Annotated in this window: 17 protein-coding genes; 12 read left to right on the forward strand and 5 right to left on the reverse strand. The window is 48.0% G+C overall.

What is annotated here, in order from left to right:
• The first annotated feature begins 19 nt into the window (after positions 1-19).
• Positions 20-976 (forward strand): citrulline utilization hydrolase CtlX, encoded by a 957-nt coding sequence (gene ctlX / locus LZD49_RS10310; protein WP_234667272.1) that lies wholly within the window; start codon positions 20-22, stop codon positions 974-976.
• Between the two features lie 57 nt (positions 977-1,033).
• Here the strand turns inward: ctlX and LZD49_RS10315 are convergent, their stop codons facing one another.
• Positions 1,034-1,492 carry a hypothetical protein gene (locus LZD49_RS10315; RefSeq protein WP_234667273.1) on the reverse strand — a complete coding sequence of 153 codons (459 nt, stop codon included), beginning with the start codon at positions 1,490-1,492 and terminating at the stop codon, positions 1,034-1,036.
• 233 nt (positions 1,493-1,725) lie between these two features.
• On the opposite strand from LZD49_RS10315, the gene LZD49_RS10320 reads away from it, so the two are divergent.
• Positions 1,726-3,795: a TonB-dependent receptor gene (locus tag LZD49_RS10320; protein WP_234667274.1), complete on the forward strand. Its 2,070-nt coding sequence runs from the start codon at positions 1,726-1,728 to the stop codon at positions 3,793-3,795.
• Between the two features lie 3 nt (positions 3,796-3,798).
• On the forward strand, positions 3,799-4,923 hold the full coding sequence (gene hemW / locus LZD49_RS10325) for a radical SAM family heme chaperone HemW (protein WP_234667275.1): 1,125 nt from the start codon (positions 3,799-3,801) through the stop codon (positions 4,921-4,923).
• Between the two features lie 45 nt (positions 4,924-4,968).
• On the opposite strand, the gene LZD49_RS10330 is transcribed toward hemW, so the two are convergent.
• Positions 4,969-5,388, reverse strand: a complete 420-nt coding sequence (locus LZD49_RS10330) for an OsmC family protein (protein WP_234667276.1) — start codon at positions 5,386-5,388, stop codon at positions 4,969-4,971.
• Positions 5,389-5,651: 263 nt separating this feature from the next.
• On the opposite strand from LZD49_RS10330, the gene LZD49_RS10335 reads away from it, so the two are divergent.
• Both LZD49_RS10335 and LZD49_RS10340 read left to right on the forward strand, forming a co-directional pair.
• The gene (locus tag LZD49_RS10335) at positions 5,652-6,182 is read left to right on the forward strand and encodes a hypothetical protein (protein WP_234667277.1); all 531 of its coding nucleotides are present in this window, start codon (positions 5,652-5,654) and stop codon (positions 6,180-6,182) included.
• Positions 6,183-6,269: 87 nt separating this feature from the next.
• Positions 6,270-6,890: a DUF1684 domain-containing protein gene (locus LZD49_RS10340; protein ID WP_234667278.1), complete on the forward strand. Its 621-nt coding sequence runs from the start codon at positions 6,270-6,272 to the stop codon at positions 6,888-6,890.
• Between the two features lie 66 nt (positions 6,891-6,956).
• On the opposite strand, the gene LZD49_RS10345 is transcribed toward LZD49_RS10340, so the two are convergent.
• Complete coding sequence (locus tag LZD49_RS10345; protein ID WP_234667279.1) at positions 6,957-7,508, reverse strand: YcxB family protein; 552 nt, start codon at positions 7,506-7,508, stop codon at positions 6,957-6,959.
• Between the two features lie 238 nt (positions 7,509-7,746).
• Between LZD49_RS10345 and LZD49_RS10350 the strand changes: the two genes are divergently transcribed.
• The 6 genes from LZD49_RS10350 (at position 7,747) to LZD49_RS10375 (ending at position 12,986) form a co-directional block, all read left to right on the forward strand.
• Positions 7,747-9,801: a BatA domain-containing protein gene (locus tag LZD49_RS10350; protein ID WP_234667280.1), complete on the forward strand. Its 2,055-nt coding sequence runs from the start codon at positions 7,747-7,749 to the stop codon at positions 9,799-9,801.
• 79 nt (positions 9,802-9,880) lie between these two features.
• Positions 9,881-10,156 carry a hypothetical protein gene (locus LZD49_RS10355; RefSeq protein WP_234667281.1) on the forward strand — a complete coding sequence of 92 codons (276 nt, stop codon included), beginning with the start codon at positions 9,881-9,883 and terminating at the stop codon, positions 10,154-10,156.
• A 1-nt stretch (position 10,157) separates the two neighbouring features.
• Entirely contained in the window at positions 10,158-10,538 is a 381-nt protein-coding gene (locus LZD49_RS10360) for a type II toxin-antitoxin system VapC family toxin (RefSeq protein WP_234667282.1), read from the forward strand.
• A gap of 118 nt (positions 10,539-10,656) precedes the next feature.
• Positions 10,657-11,796, forward strand: coding sequence for a 5-(carboxyamino)imidazole ribonucleotide synthase (locus LZD49_RS10365; protein ID WP_234667283.1), 1,140 nt, complete (start codon positions 10,657-10,659; stop codon positions 11,794-11,796).
• A gap of 9 nt (positions 11,797-11,805) precedes the next feature.
• A complete protein-coding gene (gene purE, locus LZD49_RS10370) occupies positions 11,806-12,297 on the forward strand; it encodes a 5-(carboxyamino)imidazole ribonucleotide mutase (protein WP_234667284.1) in 492 nt (163 codons plus the stop codon).
• Positions 12,298-12,356: 59 nt separating this feature from the next.
• Entirely contained in the window at positions 12,357-12,986 is a 630-nt protein-coding gene (locus LZD49_RS10375; RefSeq protein WP_234667285.1) for a LysM peptidoglycan-binding domain-containing protein, read from the forward strand.
• A 103-nt stretch (positions 12,987-13,089) separates the two neighbouring features.
• Here the strand turns inward: LZD49_RS10375 and LZD49_RS10380 are convergent, their stop codons facing one another.
• Complete coding sequence (locus LZD49_RS10380) at positions 13,090-15,987, reverse strand: outer membrane beta-barrel protein (protein WP_234667286.1); 2,898 nt, start codon at positions 15,985-15,987, stop codon at positions 13,090-13,092.
• Positions 15,988-16,135: 148 nt separating this feature from the next.
• On the reverse strand, positions 16,136-19,750 hold the full coding sequence (locus tag LZD49_RS10385) for a PAS domain S-box protein (RefSeq protein WP_234667287.1): 3,615 nt from the start codon (positions 19,748-19,750) through the stop codon (positions 16,136-16,138).
• Between the two features lie 88 nt (positions 19,751-19,838).
• Here LZD49_RS10385 and rsmA point away from each other — a divergent pair, with 88 nt between their 5' ends.
• Positions 19,839-20,639: a 16S rRNA (adenine(1518)-N(6)/adenine(1519)-N(6))-dimethyltransferase RsmA gene (rsmA, locus tag LZD49_RS10390; RefSeq protein WP_234667288.1), complete on the forward strand. Its 801-nt coding sequence runs from the start codon at positions 19,839-19,841 to the stop codon at positions 20,637-20,639.
• The last annotated feature ends 56 nt before the right edge of the window (positions 20,640-20,695 follow it).

Below are 20,695 nucleotides of genomic sequence, written 5' to 3' on the forward strand. Positions count from 1 at the left end.
AACCTTCACGAAAACTCCTATGCGCGTTATCACTTCATCCGTCCAAAATCAGCCGCAGTCGACGGCCCGGATCATGATGATCAGGCCGGTACGGTTCAGTTTCAACGAGCAAACCGCCGAAAGCAACGAGTTCCAACAGGAATCGTTCGCGCAGCAGACCAGGGACACGGCCCAGCAAACGGCCCGCGAAGAGTTTGACATGATGATCGACCAGCTCGAAAAAGCCGGTCTGGAACTGCATATTTTCGACGACACCGACGATGTTGACCGCCCGGATGCCGTTTTTTCCAATAATTGGGTTTCATTTCACCAGAGCGGCAAGGTGGTACTATACCCGATGATGGCTGAAAACCGCCGCCTGGAACGCCGTCGTGACATTATCGATGCACTTGGAGGCAATTTCAAAGTAGAAGAAATCATTGACCTGACCCATTTTGAAGAAGAAGGCAAATTCCTCGAAGGCACAGGAAGCATGGTTTTCGACCGGCGTTACAAGATTGCCTACGCCTGCCTTTCGCCACGCACACACAGAGAAGTGCTCGACGCATTTGCAGATGCACTAGGATACGAAACCATCGTATTTTCCGCCTCTGATGAGCACGGCAAACCTATTTACCATACCAATGTGCTGATGTGCATCGGTGATATTTTCGCCGTGGTGTGCCTGGAAGCGATTAAAGACCCCGATGAGAGGTTGATGGTAAGATCGGTTCTGGAAGAAACCCACAAGGATGTAATCGAAATATCGCTGGAACAGATGCGGCACTTCGCAGGCAATATGCTGATGGTGAAAAGTAGCAAAGCCGATAAATTCCTGGTCATGTCTACGCAGGCCTACGAATCTCTGACTGCACGGCAAAAAGACCGGCTTGACGATTATGCACGTTTGCTTCACATCGACCTTGCCGTAATAGAAGGGAATGGTGGCGGCTCAGCCCGATGTATGATGACAGAAATCCACTTACCAGTCAGATAAAAAAAATGCTCCGGATTGCCCGGAGCATTTTTTTATCCTATAACCCTCACTAAATTGTTAGTCGTTCAGATCGGCCTTTGCTTTGGCGATTTTTTCCTTGGTATTGGCCTTGAATTCGTCCCATTTGTCGGCGGTTTCATTTTGGGCCTTCTTCAAAGAAGCTTGCAGTTCTTCTTTCTCTGCATTCAGCTCCCTTTTACGTTCTCGCCATTTGGCTTTTTCCTTGTCGGCAGCCTTATCCATTTTGTTGTCGGCTTCCTCTATCTTGCGGTCTAACTTGCCGATAGCCTCATCAATATCCTTTTTCAATTCGTCCTTATCCTCTTTCACTTTGGCTTCAAAATCCTGCCCTGCTTCTTTGATGTCGGCTTTGGCATCGGCCACATTTTCATCCATATCGCTTTTGGCTTCCTCAACCGTCTCGTTAGCCGAATCTTTGGTTTTTTCTGAGCAGCTGGTCAATGATAATGAGCCGACCAAGAGCATGGAAGCAACAATCCAGGTGATCTTTTTCATGTTTTTTAAGATTAAAGTTGGTTTCAGTAATTGTGCACTTATCGGTTATAGAACAAAAATCTTACCACTGCTAAGACCGGTTTCAGGCCCGCTTTTTGTAGAAAAATGTTCTCAGACGGCAAGAAGTCGTTGAACTTCGCATCAAACCGCCCGGTTAAGCAAGCAATAGCACTATTGAAACTGTTGGCTTTTATGATCAGATTTGTATTTTATTGATATACCCCCTAAACCTTATGCTCAAAATCTCTATTATTGGCCTCTTTGCCGCCTTCATCATTTTCAATCACTCCGGGGCATTTGCCCAAAGCGACTCACTACAAGCGCGTGATCTACGCGAGATCACTGTCCATGCATTCGAGTCGGACAAAGACCCGCTTTCGACCACTGCAACGGTGGGAGTGCTAACGCCGCGATCGCTCGGCCGCTTTTCCAATTACACCTGGGCCAATGCTGTCAACACCATCCCGGGCGTGCGCATGGAGGAGCGTTCGCCTGGCAGCTACCGATTTTCGGTGCGGGGAAGCCTTATCCGGTCCCCTTTTGGCGTGCGAAATGTGAAGTTCTATTGGAACGGCATTCCCTTCACGGATGCAAGTGGCAATACGCCTTTAAACTCAGTGGATTTTGGTGCTATTCAAAGCATGGAGGTCATTAAAGGGCCAGGTAGCAGTATTTACGGTGCGGGCACCGGCGGCGTGGTACTCATGCAGAGCCGTCCCGACAATGAATTTCAGAACCGGGTAGAGCAAAGTGTAAGCTTTGGCAAATATGGGTTCCAGAGCCGCAACTCAACGGTTCAGGTAGGCGATATGTCCATCCAATATGGCCACAGCCAGCAGGACGGATACCGCGATCACAGTGGTATGGTAAGGGACGCGATACGATTTACTTCCAATTCAAGCATCGGCGAAAAGGGTACATTGTCCTTACTGGGAATGTATTCCGACCTCTTTTACCAAACACCGGGTGGCATTAACCTGGCCCAATACCAAACGAATCCAAAACTAGCCCGCCAGTCCACACCAACGGTTCCGGGAAGTGAGGCACAAAAAGCGGCCATTTACACCCGACTGGCAATGCTCGGCGGAAACTTTGTGCTTCCTTTATCGGATAGCTGGACGCAGTCCACTGCATTGTACCTGACATTCACCGATTTTGCGAACCCATTTATTTCCAACTTTGAAAAACGCGATGAAAATGGCATCGGTGGTCGGAATATCTGGCAAAACAAATCCGAATGGGGAAATGTAAAAACCAACTGGACCAGTGGCTTCGAATGGCAATACGGCAAATCAGCACAGCGCAATTATGACAACAAAGGCGGTATTGCCGACAAGCAGCAGACCGCCGAAGATATCCGCACGGCGAACCTGTCGGTATTCAGCCAGCTCGAGGCGACACTGCTCACTGACCTTACGTTAAGTGCCGGTTTAAGTTATAACACCTCCAAATACCAATACGAACGATATTTCCCACTGCCATTCAATGAAGACCAAAAGACCTTCGACGGCATTGTCATCCCGCGTTTTGCTGCTAACAAGGTAATTGCCGGCAACTGGTCGGTGACTGCTTCGTACAGCGGCGGCTTCTCCCCTCCTACCTTGCAGGAAGTACGGCCGTCGGCGGGCGGTTTCCGGAAAGACCTGGAAGCGGAAAAAGGTAACAATACCGAAATCGGTATCCGGAAAGCGGGCAAAGTCATTTCAGGAGAAATCAGTCTATACCATTTCGGTCTCCGCAATGCAATCGTGAGGCGTCTGGACGAAGCTGGTGCTGAGTACTTTGTAAATGCGGGCAAAACAAAGCAGAATGGCGTGGAATGGAACATCAGCTGGGACATACTATCGAACCCCAAACTGCCGGTTATGCTCAAACTTTGGAACACGGGCACCTACACCAAATACACCTACCAGGAGTTCCAGCAAGCCGATGCCGACCTGAGCGGGAAACTCATTCCGGGCATTCCGCGTTTTTCCCAGTCAACAGGTGTTGATGTGCTGCTTAAATACGGCATTTCCGCATTCCTGACTTATCAGCATGGTGACTCATTCTATCTGAACGACGCTAACACGGTCAAAAACACCGCCTACAACCAATGGACAGCGCGTGTGAGCTGGAAGAAAAGCTGGGGGACTCATTTTTATAGCGAGCTTTCGGCTTCTGCTGAGAAGGTCAATGCGGGTATTTACAGCCTTGGTTATGATCTCAACGCTTTCGGCAACCGCTACTACAACAGTGCTCCAAAAAACAACCTCTGGGCCGGTGTGAAGATCGGATGGGAGTGGCAGAAAAATTCAAAATAAATAATGCATTTATACATCCATATCCCCTTTTGCAAACAGGCTTGCCATTATTGCGATTTCCATTTTAGCACCCATACAGCCAATAAACGCGCCGTCGTGGAGGCAATAGCCCGGGAAATCGAATTGCGGAAAGCTTATCTGCCGGACGGGGATATGGAAACCATCTATTTCGGGGGCGGCACGCCTTCAATGCTCGATGAAGCAGAGCTGCATTTGCTGCTCGGCACTATTCACAAGCACTTCCGCGTAGCGCCCGACGCCGAAATCAGTCTCGAAGCCAATCCCGATGATCTGGATGCGGCCAGCTTGCAGATGTTTTTTAAAGCAGGCATTAACCGGCTGAGCATCGGTATACAATCTTTCCACGAGCCGCACCTGCGGTTTATGAACCGGGCTCACAGCGCACTGCAAGCCGGGCAATGCGTAAAACTAGCGCAGAAGGCCGGTATCGATAACATTTCAATCGACCTGATCTATGCCATTCCTTCGGAGAACCACAATGTCCTTTTGGCGGATCTTTCCCAGGCATTTACGCTCGGTGTGCCCCACATTTCCGCCTATTGCCTTACTATCGAGCCGCAAACAGCTTTCGGAAGCTGGTTAAAAAAGAAGAAAATCAAGCCTATTGAGGAAGAATATGCGGCGCAGCAATTTGAAATACTGGTCAAATCGCTTGGCGATCACGGTTATGAGCAGTACGAGATTTCTAATTTTGCCAGAGACAGACGTTATAGCCGGCATAACAGCTCTTATTGGAAACAACATCCCTACCTGGGCGTAGGCCCGAGTGCGCACTCGTATGATGGCACCAGTCGCGAGTACAATGTTTCAAACAACGCCAAATACCTGGAAGCGATCCAACAGGAAAGGATACCGGCCACAACAGAAATGCTTACCAGCGCCGACCAGACAAATGAGTACCTGCTTACCGGCCTGCGCACAATCTGGGGGGTGGAAATGCAAAAGCTACATGTACTGTCAAACGGTGCATTTGCATTGGAACAGCAGCAGGAATTGGAAAAAATGACCCGCAAAGGCTGGATCAGGGAAGAGTCGGGGATATTGTTGCTCACCGATGCCGGCAAGCTCTTTGCCGACCGCATTGCCAGCGATCTTTTTATCGATTAAAACCGGTCCGCCGTGCCTGGCGACACGACAAACCGGCTCGTCTGTCTATAACAGTTCAGCATTCAATGTAATCTCAGTATTAAGCAATTGGGAAATAGGGCATTCCTTTTTTGCTTTATCGGCCACCTCGGCAAATTGCTCGGCGGTGATCCCTGGCACCTGCGCTTTCAAATCGATCGCACTTTTGACAATCTGGCCTTTTGCAGGATCCAGAGAAATAGTGGCGGTGGCGTTCAGCTCATCGGCTGTAAAACCGGCCGCATTCAGTTCGAAGCTCAGTTTCATCGCAAAACATCCGGCGTGTGCAGCTGCAACGAGCTCCTCAGGATTTGTCCCTTTGCCATCCGCGAAACGTGTATTGAAAGAGTACTGGGTATTTTCCAGGACTGTGCTTTGCGTGCTGATCGTACCTGTACCTTCCTTACCGGTACCTTTCCAAATGGCTGTTGCTTTACGGTTAATCATCGTTGTTTCTGTTAATTTTAGTTGAATCTTAAAGGCGTTGTTTCAGGAAAAGTAGCACGGAAACGATATCTACGCAAATGATTTTATCATTAAACACACAATAATGTGTTAGCGGTCTCAGTTCCAGTGTATGCCCTCTGCACTGTTTGGAATGGCATTTTTAGTTAACAGAAGTTAATGCCCAACTTAGATTTAAACTTTATAATTGCATCACCATCTAATCACAAATTCTTAATAAATCTCTCAATTATAATTCACAAGTCATGAACAGAAAATTCTTGCCCCTGCTGCTTCTCGCTATTGTCGCATTGTTCCAAAGCTGCCGCGGGCCGAAAGGCGACCCCGGACCGCAGGGAGGCGATGTGTTGGGAATCACCTTCGACATTATCAATGTAGATTTCACCGCTGCCAACGAATATTCCTACACCCTCAATTTTGACCAGCAAAAAATTGAAGTGTTGCCGTCTGACGCTGTGCTTGTATATGTGTATTGGAATGATGCCGGCAGTCTGAAAGCCTATCGCCCTCTTCCACAAACGGCGTTTGTCAACAACGGACTGATTACTTATAATTTCGACCGTACCGACGACGACATGATGCTTTTTCTGGACTCTAATTTGAACCTGGCCAACGTAGGCACCGAACATACAAGAGGCTTTGAATTCCGTGTGGTAGTAGTCCCTTCCGATTTCCTGTCACGCACGAACGGCGAAGTGGATTTGAATAGCTACGATTCGGTGGTAAAGGCATTCAACATCGACGAGTCGAAAGTGAAGAAAATTTCAGCCAAATAAATAAGAAAGTTCCCCATTACTTGGGTTTCTGGAATAATTTTTATAAAATCCGGTAAAAATTACCGGATTTTCTTTTTCCCACTAACTATGAAAATTGTTTTAAGCACACTCTTTACAATTTTGGTCGCGGCGTCTGGATCACAAGCACAAACATTTACCGAAGAGACTGATCAGTACCGAAGAAAATACAAAGACGAGTTCCTGCATTCGGAGAATTCGCCATTGAAAGCGGCAGACCTGCCCTATTTGCAGTTTTATACACCGGATTCGAGCTATCGCGTCAAAGCGCGTTTTGAAAAGGCGAAGGCCAAGTCGTTTGAAATGCCTACTTACAGCGGCATGAACAAAACTTACGTCAAGTATGGGGTTTTGAAATTCAAGGTGAATGGAAGAAGGCAGAAACTGACCGTTTACCGCAGCCTCAGCCTCCAACAGCTGGCAAAATACAAAGATTACCTTTTCATTCCTTTCAAGGATAAAACCAATGGTGCGGAAACCTACGGCGGCGGCCGCTACCTGGACCTGAAAACCAGCGATTTAAAAGACGGCACCTGCGTCATCGATTTCAATAAGGCTTATAACCCCTATTGCGCTTATAGCACCGGATATAACTGTCCGATTCCGCCACTCAACAACCACCTGGCGATCGCGGTCACAGCAGGAGAGAAGAATTTCACCAAGCAACAGCACGAGGCCAGTATTAAATAATACGAGCCCAACCATAAAAAACGCCCGACTTTCCAGCCGGGCGTTTTTTACAGAATGGCTTTTTGATCAGGCCTTCAATACCTCTTTCTGTTTCAAAATCCTCTCAAAAACCTTGATATCGTGCTCGGAGGTAAAAATCGCAAACGGCAAATACAGGAATTGTCCTTTTGAAATCACCAGTACATAAGCCTCCTTGTCTTTGTAACCTTCCAAAATCTGCTCCCATTTCATCACGCTTCCTTCCTTCTGATTAAGCTTCATGATAATCTGCCGGTTATCGATCTCGTAAGAGAACTTCTCGAACATCGGCTTGTACTGCGCAAGTTGTGTGATACCTGTGAACTGGATCAGCCAGAACAGAACGTAGAGGATCGCAGCCACCAAAACGGTAATATAGATCCACAGGTTGGGATACACACCCGTCAGGTTGATCACCGCGTTGATCAGGATAAGGGCCAGGGGGATAAGGCCCCATTTGAGCTGCGTTTTGAAAAAATAACGCATGGCCAGTGATATGTATTTTTGGGTAGATAAGGCATACTTCTTGGTGCGAACCGCAGCCGGGTTCGTAGGCATTTGATAGACGGGCTGGTGTTTGTTTACCGAAACTTTGGCCATAACGCTGTTTAAATTAACAATCTTTTCTCTTAGCGGACACCGAACGAATTACGGCCGCGCAAAATGAAGTGCAAAGTTAGAAAAAAGCATCTGAGATATGAGAAAGGTCTGTAAATAAAAAGTAGTTATGAGAAATTGGTGTAATTTGTCTTTACTAACTGCGTTGAACATTTGAAAAGTGCCTTTTTGAAGGCATATTCGATAGCTGATCACTCAAACAAAATAATATCCCGTTTACATGAGTTTCCTTTTCCCGTCCTTCCTGTGGGGTTTGCTGGCCATATCGATTCCGATCGCCGTCCACATTTTCAATTTCAGGCGGACGAAAAGGATCTATTTCACCAATGTAGCCTTTTTAAAGGCCGTTGAAACGCAAACCAAGTCGATCCGGCAGATTAAGCACTGGTTGGTACTGGCCGCCAGGATCCTGGCCATCGCCTGTCTTGCATTTGCATTCTCCCAACCCTTCATTCCTGCTGAAAGCAACGTGGCCGTTGACCGGCGGGGCATTACCAGTTTGTATCTGGACAATTCGATGAGCATGGAAAGCGAGTTGAACAATAAGCGCTATCTGGACATTGCTACAGGGCGTCTTGGGGATTTGCTGGGGTTGTTCAAAAATGCGACCTCGCTCCAACTGGTCACCAACGATTTCTCCGCCCAGGAACAGGGCCTTTACCCAGCCGAAAAGCTTCGCGACCGCCTTACTACCATAGGCCTGGCGAGCATGCCCCGCACCCTGGAACAGGTATACAAACGCCAGGAAAACCTCATGGCCCGTCATTCGCAATCGGGCAAGAACCAACTGTTCTGGTTCTCCGATTTTCAGAAAAGTACCGCCGGTGACCTTTCGGCAATTCAGGCCGATTCGACTAACCGGATTTTCCTGGTACCTGTTCAGGCTGAGGCCGAAAAGAACGTTTTTGTGGATTCGGCCTGGCTGAACACGCCTTTTATCCGGGAGCTTCAAAACAATATTCTTTTTGTCAAGGTGAGCAATTCGGGCAGCCGCGAGGCGAGGAATGTGGTGTTGAGGCTGAGCCTCGATAATACGCAAGCATCCACTGCGTCGGTAAATGTTCCAGCCAATGGCAGTGCGACAGCCAAATTCAACTTTAACCTAAAAGGAAAAGGCTATAAAAAAGGCCAGATAACCTTCGACGATTTCCCGGTAACCTTTGACAACAACTACTATTTTGTCCTGAATGCTTCGCCGCTGATCCGCGTGCTGCATGTATATGGGCAAAAAGCGGAAGGTAACTATATAGAGAATGTGTATGCCAACGACAGTCTTTTTACATTACAAAATTATAGTGCTCAAAACGTCGATCCGGGCCTGATCAAAAGTTCGGATCTGGTGGTTTTGGAAGGCGTCACCCAGCTTTCTGGCACATTGCCGCAGGATTTACAGGAATTTGTGCAACAGGGAGGTAGTTTAGCGATAATCCCGCCCGCCACTCCGGCTGTGGACGGCTATGCGAGTTTTTTGAGTAGATTGGGTATTAATGGCATTACAGCTGAAAAAGCGCAGGCTGCGCTTCCGCTGGCAGTTCCCGACCGAAACAATCCTTTTTTTAGCGATGTTTTTGAAGAATCGATGCGGCAGGAGATGAACCTTAATCTGCCCACCGCATTACCGGTTTGGAGTTGGGCCAATGCGGGCCAGCAGCTACTGACGTTGCGTAATGGGCAGACATATCTGAACCAGATCCTCTCGGGCACTGGAAGAACGTACGTTTTTGCCGCACCGTTGAACCAGGAAAACGGTAATGTAGCGCAGCATGCCATCTTTGTGCCTGTGATGTACAAAATCGCCGCATCGAGTGTACGCCAGCAGCGTACCTCGTTTACATTCGATGAAAACCCCATTAGCCTCCCTATCGACAAGCCAAAACCCAATTCGGTTTATAAGTTAAGACGAGGCAAAACCGAGATCATTCCCGTGCAACGCATCACCGGAAACCAGCTGCTACTGGAAATCCCACAAGGCGACCAGGCCAGCGAAGATCTGGCGGCCGGTTACTTCGAACTGGTATTGGATAACAAATCTGAGCAAATCATTGCCCTGAACCACAACCACGCCGAATCTAAACTGCAATACTATTCTCCCGATGAGCTCCGGGCCGCATTTTCGGGCAAGAAGAACGTGCACGTTTTCGATAGGATTGACGATGACGCATTCTCTACTGCATTCCAACAGCAAAACATGGGAACTAACCTTTGGAAGTTTTTCCTGTATGCGGCTTTGTTCTTCCTGCTTGTAGAAATTGCTTTGATACGGTTGATGAAATAGCAATTATCAGACGGCGGCTTAAATGCTTTTCAGACCGAAAGGGAATGCATAAGTTTGTGAAAACGAAACTCACACTGTTATGAAAACATCTTCCCAAAAGAGCCTCGCTCAAAATTCCCCCGATGCAGCAAAGGAAACGTCGTATCCTGACCTTAACGAGTCGGAGGCGCTTCAACTCAATGAACCTCTTATTCCTTATGTGCGCCTTGACCCCGCAGTTCATGGGCGCGTGATATGCAACGAGCTTACTGCGGAAGAAGAGGAGTTAGCCAATGATCCTAATGTGAAGCCTTTTTCGCATGTTGGCGATTCCGCAGCGTATGTAAGAAGAATCCGCCGCGATTTCAGATGCTGATATGCTTCTGCTGGACACAAACATCCTCATCGATTATCTGAGAGGAAAGCAAGCAGCTATCGAATTTATTGAATGTGCGGGTAAAGGTAACTTTGCCGTCAACACCGTCATCGTACTCGAACTTTACAACGGCTGTTTAAATAGGGCCGAGTTGTTCAGTATCAAACGTTTATTGAATGGCTTTATTCATTTTGATTTAAATGAAGGCATAGCGCAAACTGCTATGCGTATTGGTCACAGCTTTGCGTTATCGCATTCGTTGAGCGCGTCGGACGCATTGATTGCGGCAACCGCATTAGTTTACAATCTGGAATTGCGGACCGCAAACCTGAAAGATTTCAAAATGATTCCAGCTCTTAAAGTGTCGAATACGTTACAATAGTGACGATTTCACAATGACAAGCTCTGGCCTTCTGACCATTTCCTGACCGACATTTCACACAGCCCCTTTTATCTCACCCGTTTTTAAACCAATTTTGCGGGAAAATATCATTCAATAAATGCTTTCATCCCGAATTGGAATTCTTGGTGGCGGGCAGCTGGGGCTTATGCTCTTGCAAGCTGCCGTGGACTGGAACCTGGATATTCATGTACTCGACCCGGACGCCGAAGCTCCGTGCCGAAAGATAGCGCCCCATTTTACACAAGGCTCGCTGCAAGATTTTAACACCGTTTACAATTTTGGCAAGGACCTCGACGTCATCACGATCGAGATAGAAAAAGTTAATGTAGAAGCCCTTGAAGCGCTGGAAAGAGAGGGCAAAAGGGTCTATCCGCAACCATCGGTGATCCGCCAGATCCAGGACAAACGTATTCAGAAACAATTCTACGCTGAAAAACAGCTTCCTACCGCAGAATTCATTTTGACCGAGAACCGGGATGATGTCTCAAACTACGTCTCGTTTTTGCCTGCGTTTCACAAATTAGGAAAAGACGGCTATGACGGTCGCGGTGTACAAAGACTGACGTCGGCGGACGATCTGGAAAAGGCATTCGATAAGCCAGGACTTTTAGAAAAGGCAGTGCCTTTCGACAAAGAGCTCGCCGTGATTGTTGCTCGTAATGCCAAGGGCGAGGTGGAGACTTTCCCAACAGTGGAAATGGTGTTTCATCCGGAGCATAACCTTGTGGAATACCTGTTTGCCCCAGCCGAAATAAGCGAAGCGGTTAATGTAAAAGCACAGGAAATAGCCCGTCAAACTGCCGAAGCATTTCAGATCGTCGGGTTGCTTGCCGTGGAATTATTCCTTACGCCGGATGGTGAAGTACTGATTAACGAAGTAGCGCCCCGCCCGCATAACAGCGGGCACCATACGATCCGCGCCAACGCAACTTCCCAATACGAACAACATTGGCGGGCGATTTTGAACCTTCCCCTGGGAAGTACGCAGGCTTACGGCCCCTCGGCAATGGTGAATTTGCTGGGAGAAGACGGCTATGAAGGTCCGGCAGTGTATGAAGGCATGGAGAAGTTGCTTGCAACGCCGGAAGTGTTCCCGTTTCTTTACTGGAAAGCGATCACTAAACCTTTCCGCAAAATGGGCCACATTACGATCATGGATTCGGATATCGCTTCGTTGAAAGCCAAGGCTGATTTCGTCAAGAACAACATCAAAGTAATCAGTAACAAAACGAATTAACACATACCAATGGTAGGGATTATCATGGGCAGCCTTTCGGATAGAAAGGTAATGCAGCTCGCCGCAGACGCATTAACCGAACTCGGCGTTTTATATGAAATGGAAATTGTGTCGGCACATCGCACGCCCGAGCGCATGCTCGAATATGCGGCATCTGCGCGAGACCGAGGCTTAAAGGTGATTATCGCCGGTGCGGGGGGCGCAGCCCATTTGCCTGGCATGGTGGCATCCCTGACGTCATTGCCGGTAATCGGTGTTCCTGTATTGTCGAGCAACTCGATCGACGGTTGGGATTCGGTACTTTCGATCCTGCAAATGCCGGCCGGCGTGCCCGTAGCGACGGTGGCCCTGGACGGTGCCAGAAATGCGGGAATACTGGCCGCCCAGATCATCGGAGCGAGCGATACTGAGGTTGCAAAAAGGCTTGATGCCTTCAAGGAAAGCCTCAAAGAGAAAGTTGCAGCGATGAATGAGGAATTGAAAAATCAACTTGGAAACTAGGCTGTCTTTATTATTTTCGTAGAAAATTAACTCCACTAAAAATAGAATCCGGCCAGGTTATGGAAGACGAATTCCCGAAGAAAAGAAATATCCGTCCCACTGAAAAGTCGAATCTGCCTATCGTTACATTGCTGGTTTTAGTACTGCTGGTGTTGGCAATGCTTTACGTCGGCTACGAATATATTTCTGACAGTTCTTCGAGCTCCGAGGAGCTTACATCGGTAGTTGTCGACTCCACCCTTGAGGAAACCGCTGCGGAGCCTATCAGTGACGAACCGGTTCCTGAGGAAGAGGTTCCTGAAAAAACCAAACCTGAGCCGGTGAAAGAAAAAACTGAGGAGCCTAAAAAGGAGGAGAAGCCTTCGATATCGGCCTCCTCGATCGGCGGAGAACAAATAACCCACAGCGTTCAGAGTGGTGAGACGTTTTCCAGCATTGCATCACGCTATAATCTTAAAACTGAAACCTTGCAGGGACTTAATTCCTCTGTATCGGATGTGAAAGCGGGCGTAACCAAGCTTAAAATACAAGTTAAAGGGACTCACACCGTCGGCCCCGGCGACGTTCTTCGCGTGGTGGCCAGCAAATATGGCGTTACCAAAGAAGCATTAATGAAAGCCAACGGTAAAACACGGGATTTCTCCGAAAGAGGCGAAAAGCTGATCATTCCGTTTCCTGACAAAAAATAGCTTGACGCATTCAAGCGCATTAATCAAAGGTATTTGATACTAAAAAGAATCCCGGAGCAAAACGCCCCGGGATTTTCTTTTGCACTGAAGAAGGGGTTAATGCCTAATTGTTGAAGCCCCGGCCACCACCACCTTGCCCGCGGTCACCGCCTCGCTGGAAATCCCCGCCTCCCTCGAAATAACGTCTTCTGTAATTACCGTCGTTGTTGGTTGGCATTTTACCAAAGTTTCTCAGTGTATAAGTGAATGTGAGCATAGCGTATTGCGTGAGCACGCGGTTAGTAACGTCCTGCACATAAGTTTCGGTCACATTACGGCTGATGCTGTTGTTTTGTTTCAGGATATCGAACACGGTCAGTTTCAGCTCGCCTGCGTTATTTTTCAGGAATTTCTTGCCGATGCTGGCATTCCAGAGGGTAAAATTCTGGTTATAACCTTCGCCCAAACCTCGGTATGACTGGTTGCTGATATCGCTTTGCAGCACAAATCCTTTTCCAAAAATCCAGTTCACGCGCCCGGTAAGGCTTTGGGTATAATAGTTGTTGTTCAGATTGGGCTGAATACTGTTGCGAACCACATTGTAGTTTCCCGAATAGGAAGCCGTGAAATCCAGCTTATCACTAATGTTGCTGCTCACTACCAGGCCCTGCGAAATGGCGTAGGTGTTCGAATAGTTAGGCACGTAGTTGATCATCCCCGGTGAGCGCACGTAGTTGAAGCCGGCGGTCAGGTTCAAATTCAGCTTCAGAGGCGCGATGGGTTTCCCGAATGCAAAAAACGAGCGAGCATTCCAGCTACCGTCCACGTTGATCGGCGCGGTATATTTTGCACCTCTTTCCAGGAATACGCCGTTGGGTAATGTTTCCGGCCCTTGCGCGATGTATGTCGAGTTCACGATCGCATTGTTAGTTTGGGTAAGGAAGATCATCGCATTCAGACTGTACGGTCTTTTCGCGCCGGCCAGCGAGTAACGCACGTTAAACATATTGCGGTATTCCTGTTTCAGAACAGGGTTACCGGCTGTCAGCGACAGCGGATTGCTGTTGTCGAGCACATTCTGCAACTGCGAGATTGATGGCTGGTTGGTAGAACTCCGGAAAAAAGCGCGGAATTGAGCTCCGGTTTTTGAACGCCAGTTCAGCATTAAGTTTGGCAGTATGTTGGTAAAGGATTGGTCTACCTTGTTATTAGTCGGCGCCAACTGCTGGCTGTACAAACCTGTATTCTGAAAATCAACACCAATATTGGCCGACCAGCTATTTTTCCGGTAACGGTAACCTAGCCCCGCACGGTTGGTAATGTAGCGGTTATCGAAGTTATTGGTCAGCAATGTGTCCAGATCCGAATAGGTGCCATCGTCAAAGCTCATATTGTAGGTGTCCTTATTCGAATTGCTGTTTTGAATAGTCAACCCGTAATTGAACTGCAACTGACCTGTGGTGCTGATAGGCTCGGTATAAATCAGGTTTCCGCCCAATGTAACCCCGTCCGAATGGGTGAAGCTGCGTTGATCGATCGTGTCCCCGCGCATCGCTGTATCGCCCAATACGATGTTATCGAAATACGTATTTCTCGAATACAGGTCCCGGCGGCCGTTTTTGTCGTTCAATTGGGTATTAAAGTTGAAAGAAACAGTCCGTCCTTTCTTGTCGAATGCGTGACGGAACAAGATGTCGTTCGAGAAGTTATAACCTTTGTTGGAACTGGCCTGGGTGTTGTTCGAGCTGTTGACATTGCTGTCATCGATGGCTAGTGTGGTCAGACCGGCCTTCACGCTACCCGAATGATTGTCCTGAAAACTCAACCGCGGTGTGATGATCAGCGAGTTTTTGGGGTCGATATTGTATTCAATGCGGAAGTTCAGGCGGTGATTGGAGTTCGTTGTGCTGGTGCGGCTATTCTCATTATAAAACTGGTTGCTCGTGTTGCCTTGCAAAAAATACTCCTGCGAGGTGCTTTGCACGTTGGTATTGCCGGTTCTGTTGAAGAAATAGCTTCCCGAAATATCCACCTTCTTGCCGAGCTTATTAGAGTAGTTTAAACCAAATGAATTGGTCCCGGTGATACCACTCTGATTGCCCACCAGGAAGTTCCCCGCCGAACCGCCACCTCCACGGTTGCCGCCTCCCCCACCGGAAACCCCAAGCAAATCCTGGCTGGAAAAGTTTTGCATATTGATATTGTTGCTCAGCCCGATCACCGATATGCGCTGGTTGCCTTTAAAGAAACTCACATTACCACCTGCCTGGTAACGGTCGTCCAGACCATAACCGGCGAACACCTTCCCGAACTGGCCCATACGTTTATCCGCTTTCGTAACAATATTGATGGTTTTCTGTCCGTTACCATCGTCGAATCCGGTAAATTGCGCCTGATCGCTCAGCTTATCGAATACCTCGATTTTGTCCACCACTTCTGCCGGGAGCGATTTCAATGTCAATGCTGCATCGTCACCAAAAAACGGCTTGCCATCTACTAAAACGCGGTTAACGGTCTCGCCATGCGCAGTCACTGCTCCGTTTGTGACGGTAATGCCAGGCATTTTCTGAATCAAGTCTTCGGTAGTGGCGTCGGGATTGGTTTTAAATGCTGCCGCATTGAATTGCGTGGTGTCGCCTTTCTGCTCCATGGCCGTCACCTGCCCTACTACTTTCACTTCCTTCAGATTCGACACCGCTTCGGTCAAAGTAATGGTGCCCAGGTCCTGGATATCGTTGGTCAGGGTGAGTGTACGTGAAAAATCCTTATAGCTCAGGTAGGAGACTTTTACAAGATAGGAAACCTGCTTGGAAAGGCCGGTAAAAGAAAATTTACCGTTTACATCCGTCGTCACATATTCTGGTTTGGCGTCGGGGGTGTTGCGACTGACTGATACATAGGCACCTACTACACCTTCACGGCTTACGCTGTCCAGGACGGTGCCGGTGATCTGCGCATTTTGAGCAAAGGCCGGTGCGGCAAAACCGGCGAGCAAGAGGACGATGAATGTAAATCTGTTCATGATTGTAAAGGTTTATTGCTGGTTAGAGCATCCCTTGTAACCAAAGTTTAATGCCCGAAGGCAACAAACCTTTACAATCGACAGTTTCGAAGAAATTATAGACGGGAAGCTCAATTTAACCGACTAAAATGAGCCAGTTTTTCCACCCTTATTTCAGCCATTCACCTAGCAAACCCTTATAGCTGGCAAGGAATCGCTCGTAAGCCTTTTCCAATTGAGGCAATGCCTCGGCAAGCGTGCTTGTGTCATCCGATTTAAGCCGCCACTCCGCATCCCTGGCAATTTCCGCGACTTGTAAAACGCCAATCGTACCTCCGCTGCCCTTCAATGTATGTAAATTACTTTTTACAGTTTTGATATCCCCGCTTTTAAATGCATCCAACGCACCTGCTACCAGTTCATTGGATTCGTTGACGAAATCTTCGAAGACTGACCAGACAAGATCCGCGCCGCCGATCCCGTTGAGCTGGTCGATGATTTCCTTATCGAGCACCGGCGCGATGGCTTCCTGTGCGATCGCTTTTTGTTTCTGTTCAAACTTACGGTTTTCAATATTGCCCATCAATTCCTTTACCTTCTGCACGAGCGTCTGGGCGCGAATGGGCTTCGCGATATAGTCGTCCATTCCCTGGCTCATGAAGCGGTCACGGTCTTCCTTCATCGAATAGGCCGTCATTGCCACGATTGGCGGAAGACCTTTTGAAAAGCGCTTTTTCAGTTCCTGGGTCGTTTCCACGCCATCCATATCGGGCATTTGAATGTCCATGAAAATAATATCAAAGCCCTTAGCATCGGAATGATACCTTTTTTCCACCATCTCAATGGCCTTGAAACCACTTTCAGCCATTTCAGTTTCACAGCCCGACTTTTTGAGAATTTCATTCGCCACCTTGCGGTTTACGGCATTGTCATCCACAAGTAAAATGGATGGGTGATAATCAAAAAACAAATCTTCAATAGGCATATCCTCGACCTGAACCATTGTGCTCACTTGTGCGATGGAAGTTTCTTTGGTTTCAAATGTAAACCAGAATGTGCTACCTTCTCCCAGCGTAGATTCCACACCGATTTCTCCGTTCATCAATGCGCAAAGCTGCTTGGAAATAGCCAAACCAAGGCCCGTGCCGCCAAATGATTTCCGGGATGAATTATCGAGCTGCGTAAACGAGGTGAACAGGATCTGCTTGTCGGTTGCGCTGATGCCAATTCCGGAATCCTGTACATCGACTTTGAGTTTATGAAACAGGCCGTCTTTTTTAACCAGTGTCAGAACCACCTTTACCGAGCCATTTTCAGTGAATTTCAATGCATTGGACGTCAGGTTGGACATGATCTGCAATAACCGCGTCTGATCGGCGATAATGAATTTGGGGATGTCCTGCGCGATGTGGTACGTAAGCGTATTGCCCTTGCTCTTTGCGGTCTGCCCGAAAAGAGAGACCAATTTGAGTAGTAGCTCTTCCACGGCAATGGGCGCTTCATGCAGCTCCATCTTGCCTGCTTCGATTTTGGAGAGGTCAAGAATGTCGTTTAGGATATTTAGCAGCGTTTCCGAAGATCGCTTGATCGTCAGCACATAATCCTTTTGCTCCACGTTCAGCGGCGTTTCTCCCAACAAATCGATCATTCCGATCACCCCGTTCATAGGTGTGCGGATCTCGTGGCTCATGTTGGCCAAGAAGCCTTCCTTCACTTTCAGCGAACGCTCGGCATGTTCCTTAGCTTTCAGCAGTTCCTGCTCATTGCGTTTCAGCTCGGTAATGTCCCGCGCGAGGACGGCTACTTCTGTTGGCTTACCCTTATCATTGGTAAACATCAACATATTGATCATGAACTGGCGCTCCGTTCCATCCTTGCGGTACATGGTGATCTCAAAGTTCCGCAGGCTTTTCGTTTTACGAAGCCGTATTAATGCCGAGTGGATGCGCTTTTTATCAGGGAAAAATTCGGTTATCTTATGCCCTATCACCTCTTCCGGCAAGTATCCAAGCCGTTTCAGCACCGACTGGCTGATCATCGTAATTTCGCCCAGCCGGTTGATACGACAATAAATGTCTTGCAAGTTTTCAAAAATGCCCCTGAAAAGCTCCTCACTATGCCGCAGGGACAGTTCGGCTTCCTTTCTTCGCGTAATATCCCGGGCAATACCCGACACTTCCTCGATCACACCATCGGCATAATGGATTGGGTTCAGGTAAAATTCCAGCCACATTTCGCCGGCATCTTTGCGGTCGATCTTAAATTCGAAATACTGAGGTTCGCCGCGCAATGCCTGCCGGTACTTAGTTTCGAGCGTGCGGCGGTTGCTGTTACCCACCATCCGCCAACCGAATTTCTCTGCGCTGGCTTGTAATGAGGGCCTTACGCCAAGCTGGTTATGGATCAGATCCGCATAGTTCCTGTTGAATGATGTCAGTTGCAGCGATTTGTTCACCGACCAAATCAAATGAGAGCTGCTGTCGAAGATCGCATTCAGACGCGCCAGGTACTTATTCAGTTCCTCTTCGCTTTGCTTGCGGGCAATTGCCATCGCTACCTGACCGGAAATGAATTCCAACAGTTCCAGATCGCGGGTATCGAACATATTGGGATCATCATATGACTTCACGCCGATAATTCCTGTGACCCGGTCGCCAATACGCAGTGGCACGCACAAGAGCACTTTTGGCGTAACGCCATACAAATAGAGGCTATTGGTTTTGGCCAGCTTTTCAATGTCCTCATCCGAAAGGAACAGCGGCTTATTGGATGCGATCGCATATTCCGTTAATCCATTTCCCAGCCTCCTTTTTGTAAACCTCACATTGCCCTTGAAATATTGATCGACATAGTACGGGAAATATATGTAGCTCTTGCTGGGATCATAAAGCGCGATGAAGAAGTTTCTTACATCAATAATCTTACCTAACTCTTCGTGAATGCCATGGTAAAACTCTTCCAGGTTCTGGGTGTTGACCGTCCAGTTCGCAATGCTGTAATAAAGGTTCTGCGCCTTTTCGGCCCTTATTTTTTCGGTAAAATCATTTAAAATACAGCGGAATGCCGTTGGCTTGCCATTGTCGTAGCGGCAATTGACGCTACCGGCTACAAATACCTTCCTACCTTCCCGGCTCAGGAACACTGCCTCAAAATTCGGATTGGCGATGCCCTGCTCGATCCGTTTAAGCTGTGCCAACGCATCTTCCTTGTAATGTGGATGCAGAATGTCTTCCATGCGCATGGAAGCGATCTCGTCCAACCCGTATCCCAACACTTCCCGCCAGGCTCTGTTGACAAATATGAACTTTCCGTCGATCGCCACCAGCTGAATTAGGTCGCTCGTATTGTCCACCAGGTCTTGCAATTGCGAGTTTGACTTGGCGATCGATGATTCCATTCTCCGGCGGCGGGTAATGTCGTCGCCCACCAATGTAATGCACTCTATCTCAGTATTTTCCTGATGGATCAGCACTGAGTTGATCGAGAATGTCCGCAACGTTCCTTTTTGCGCTAAAAATGGCACTTCGCGTTGTTCCAGTTTGCGTTTGCCCTGGATTCCTTCTTCCAGCATTTGTCTCACCTCGTGCTCCTCCTCCTTAGGAATGAGTTTATCGAATATGCTGAAACCCAGAAGATCCGACTCATGCCAGCCCGTTTTCATGAGCGCATGCGGGCTGATGCTGCGTATGACGAAGTCCGGAGAAAAAGTAATTCCGATCAGATTTAAATGCTGAAGTGTGTGGTGAATAGTCTGCCAGTCGGTTTGGGATAAAATCAGTTCCATGGGTGCCGGTACAATCGCACTTTTAAGTTTCCTTCCAATTCTTTATTCAATAAATCTACGAATTAAGACGTAATTTTGGCTCGTGAAAATGAATTATAAAAAACCGGATAACTCCAAAGTGCGGGCTAAAAAGCATCTGGGCCAGCACTTTCTGAAAGATTTGAATATTGCCCAGCGCATCGTCGACGGGCTCTCCGGTCACGGTGATTACGACCGTGTCCTGGAAATTGGGCCGGGTATGGGCGTACTGACCCAATTTCTTTTACCCAAAAACAGTTTCAGTACCCACGTCATCGAGATCGATACCGAATCGGTGACCTATCTGGAAAAACATTATCCCGATCTCGCACCGCGCATTATCTCCGGCGACTTTTTGAAATTCAACCCTGGAGAGTATTTCCCCGACAAGTTCGCGATCATCGGTAATTTCCCTTATAATATTTCGTCCCAAATCTTTTTCAGGGCGCTCGAAATACGTGACCGCATTCCGGAGATCGTATGTATGCTGCAAAAAGAAGTGGCGCAGCGCATCGCGTCACCTCCCGGAAATAAGGATTATGGCATCCTAAGCGTACTTTTACAAGCATTTTATGACATCGATTACCTGGTTTCTGTACCTCCGGGTGCATTTGATCCTCCTCCCAAAGTGCAATCGGGGGTGATCAGGCTTCGTCGTAATGCGGTATCGAATTTGGAATGCGACGAGAAAATGTTTTTCAGAGTCGTCAAGACGGCATTCAACCAAAGGCGAAAAACGCTTAGAAATGCTTTGAAACCGGTCGGCGAAATACCGGATCATCCCCTGCTTAATAAACGAGCCGAACAATTGAGCGTTCCGGACTTCGTTACCTTGACGTTGCTCGCCCAAAATGTGCAGAGTCAGAACTGAATCGCTCTCAGGCAATATATTAAGTAAGCTATAAGCATTTCGCCAATCGCTAAAGC

The organism is Dyadobacter sp. CY261, assembly GCF_021440085.1.
Lineage (GTDB): Bacteria > Bacteroidota > Bacteroidia > Cytophagales > Spirosomataceae > Dyadobacter.

Excerpts from the sequence above, each read along its gene's own strand:
- LZD49_RS10380 (WP_234667286.1), bottom strand. The coding sequence starts at position 15,987 with ATGAACAGATTTACATTCATCGTCCTCTTGCTCGCCGGTTTTGCCGCA.
- LZD49_RS10315 (WP_234667273.1), bottom strand. The coding sequence starts at position 1,492 with ATGAAAAAGATCACCTGGATTGTTGCTTCCATGCTCTTGGTCGGCTCA.
- LZD49_RS10350 (WP_234667280.1), top strand. The coding sequence starts at position 7,747 with ATGAGTTTCCTTTTCCCGTCCTTCCTGTGGGGTTTGCTGGCCATATCG.
- LZD49_RS10360 (WP_234667282.1), top strand. The coding sequence starts at position 10,158 with ATGCTTCTGCTGGACACAAACATCCTCATCGATTATCTGAGAGGAAAG.
- ctlX (WP_234667272.1), top strand. The coding sequence starts at position 20 with ATGCGCGTTATCACTTCATCCGTCCAAAATCAGCCGCAGTCGACGGCC.
- hemW (WP_234667275.1), top strand. The coding sequence starts at position 3,799 with ATGCATTTATACATCCATATCCCCTTTTGCAAACAGGCTTGCCATTAT.
- LZD49_RS10340 (WP_234667278.1), top strand. The coding sequence starts at position 6,270 with ATGAAAATTGTTTTAAGCACACTCTTTACAATTTTGGTCGCGGCGTCT.
- LZD49_RS10375 (WP_234667285.1), top strand. The coding sequence starts at position 12,357 with ATGGAAGACGAATTCCCGAAGAAAAGAAATATCCGTCCCACTGAAAAG.
- LZD49_RS10345 (WP_234667279.1), bottom strand. The coding sequence starts at position 7,508 with ATGGCCAAAGTTTCGGTAAACAAACACCAGCCCGTCTATCAAATGCCT.
- LZD49_RS10320 (WP_234667274.1), top strand. The coding sequence starts at position 1,726 with ATGCTCAAAATCTCTATTATTGGCCTCTTTGCCGCCTTCATCATTTTC.
- LZD49_RS10355 (WP_234667281.1), top strand. The coding sequence starts at position 9,881 with ATGAAAACATCTTCCCAAAAGAGCCTCGCTCAAAATTCCCCCGATGCA.
- purE (WP_234667284.1), top strand. The coding sequence starts at position 11,806 with ATGGTAGGGATTATCATGGGCAGCCTTTCGGATAGAAAGGTAATGCAG.
- LZD49_RS10385 (WP_234667287.1), bottom strand. The coding sequence starts at position 19,750 with ATGGAACTGATTTTATCCCAAACCGACTGGCAGACTATTCACCACACA.
- LZD49_RS10335 (WP_234667277.1), top strand. The coding sequence starts at position 5,652 with ATGAACAGAAAATTCTTGCCCCTGCTGCTTCTCGCTATTGTCGCATTG.
- rsmA (WP_234667288.1), top strand. The coding sequence starts at position 19,839 with ATGAATTATAAAAAACCGGATAACTCCAAAGTGCGGGCTAAAAAGCAT.
- LZD49_RS10330 (WP_234667276.1), bottom strand. The coding sequence starts at position 5,388 with ATGATTAACCGTAAAGCAACAGCCATTTGGAAAGGTACCGGTAAGGAA.
- LZD49_RS10365 (WP_234667283.1), top strand. The coding sequence starts at position 10,657 with ATGCTTTCATCCCGAATTGGAATTCTTGGTGGCGGGCAGCTGGGGCTT.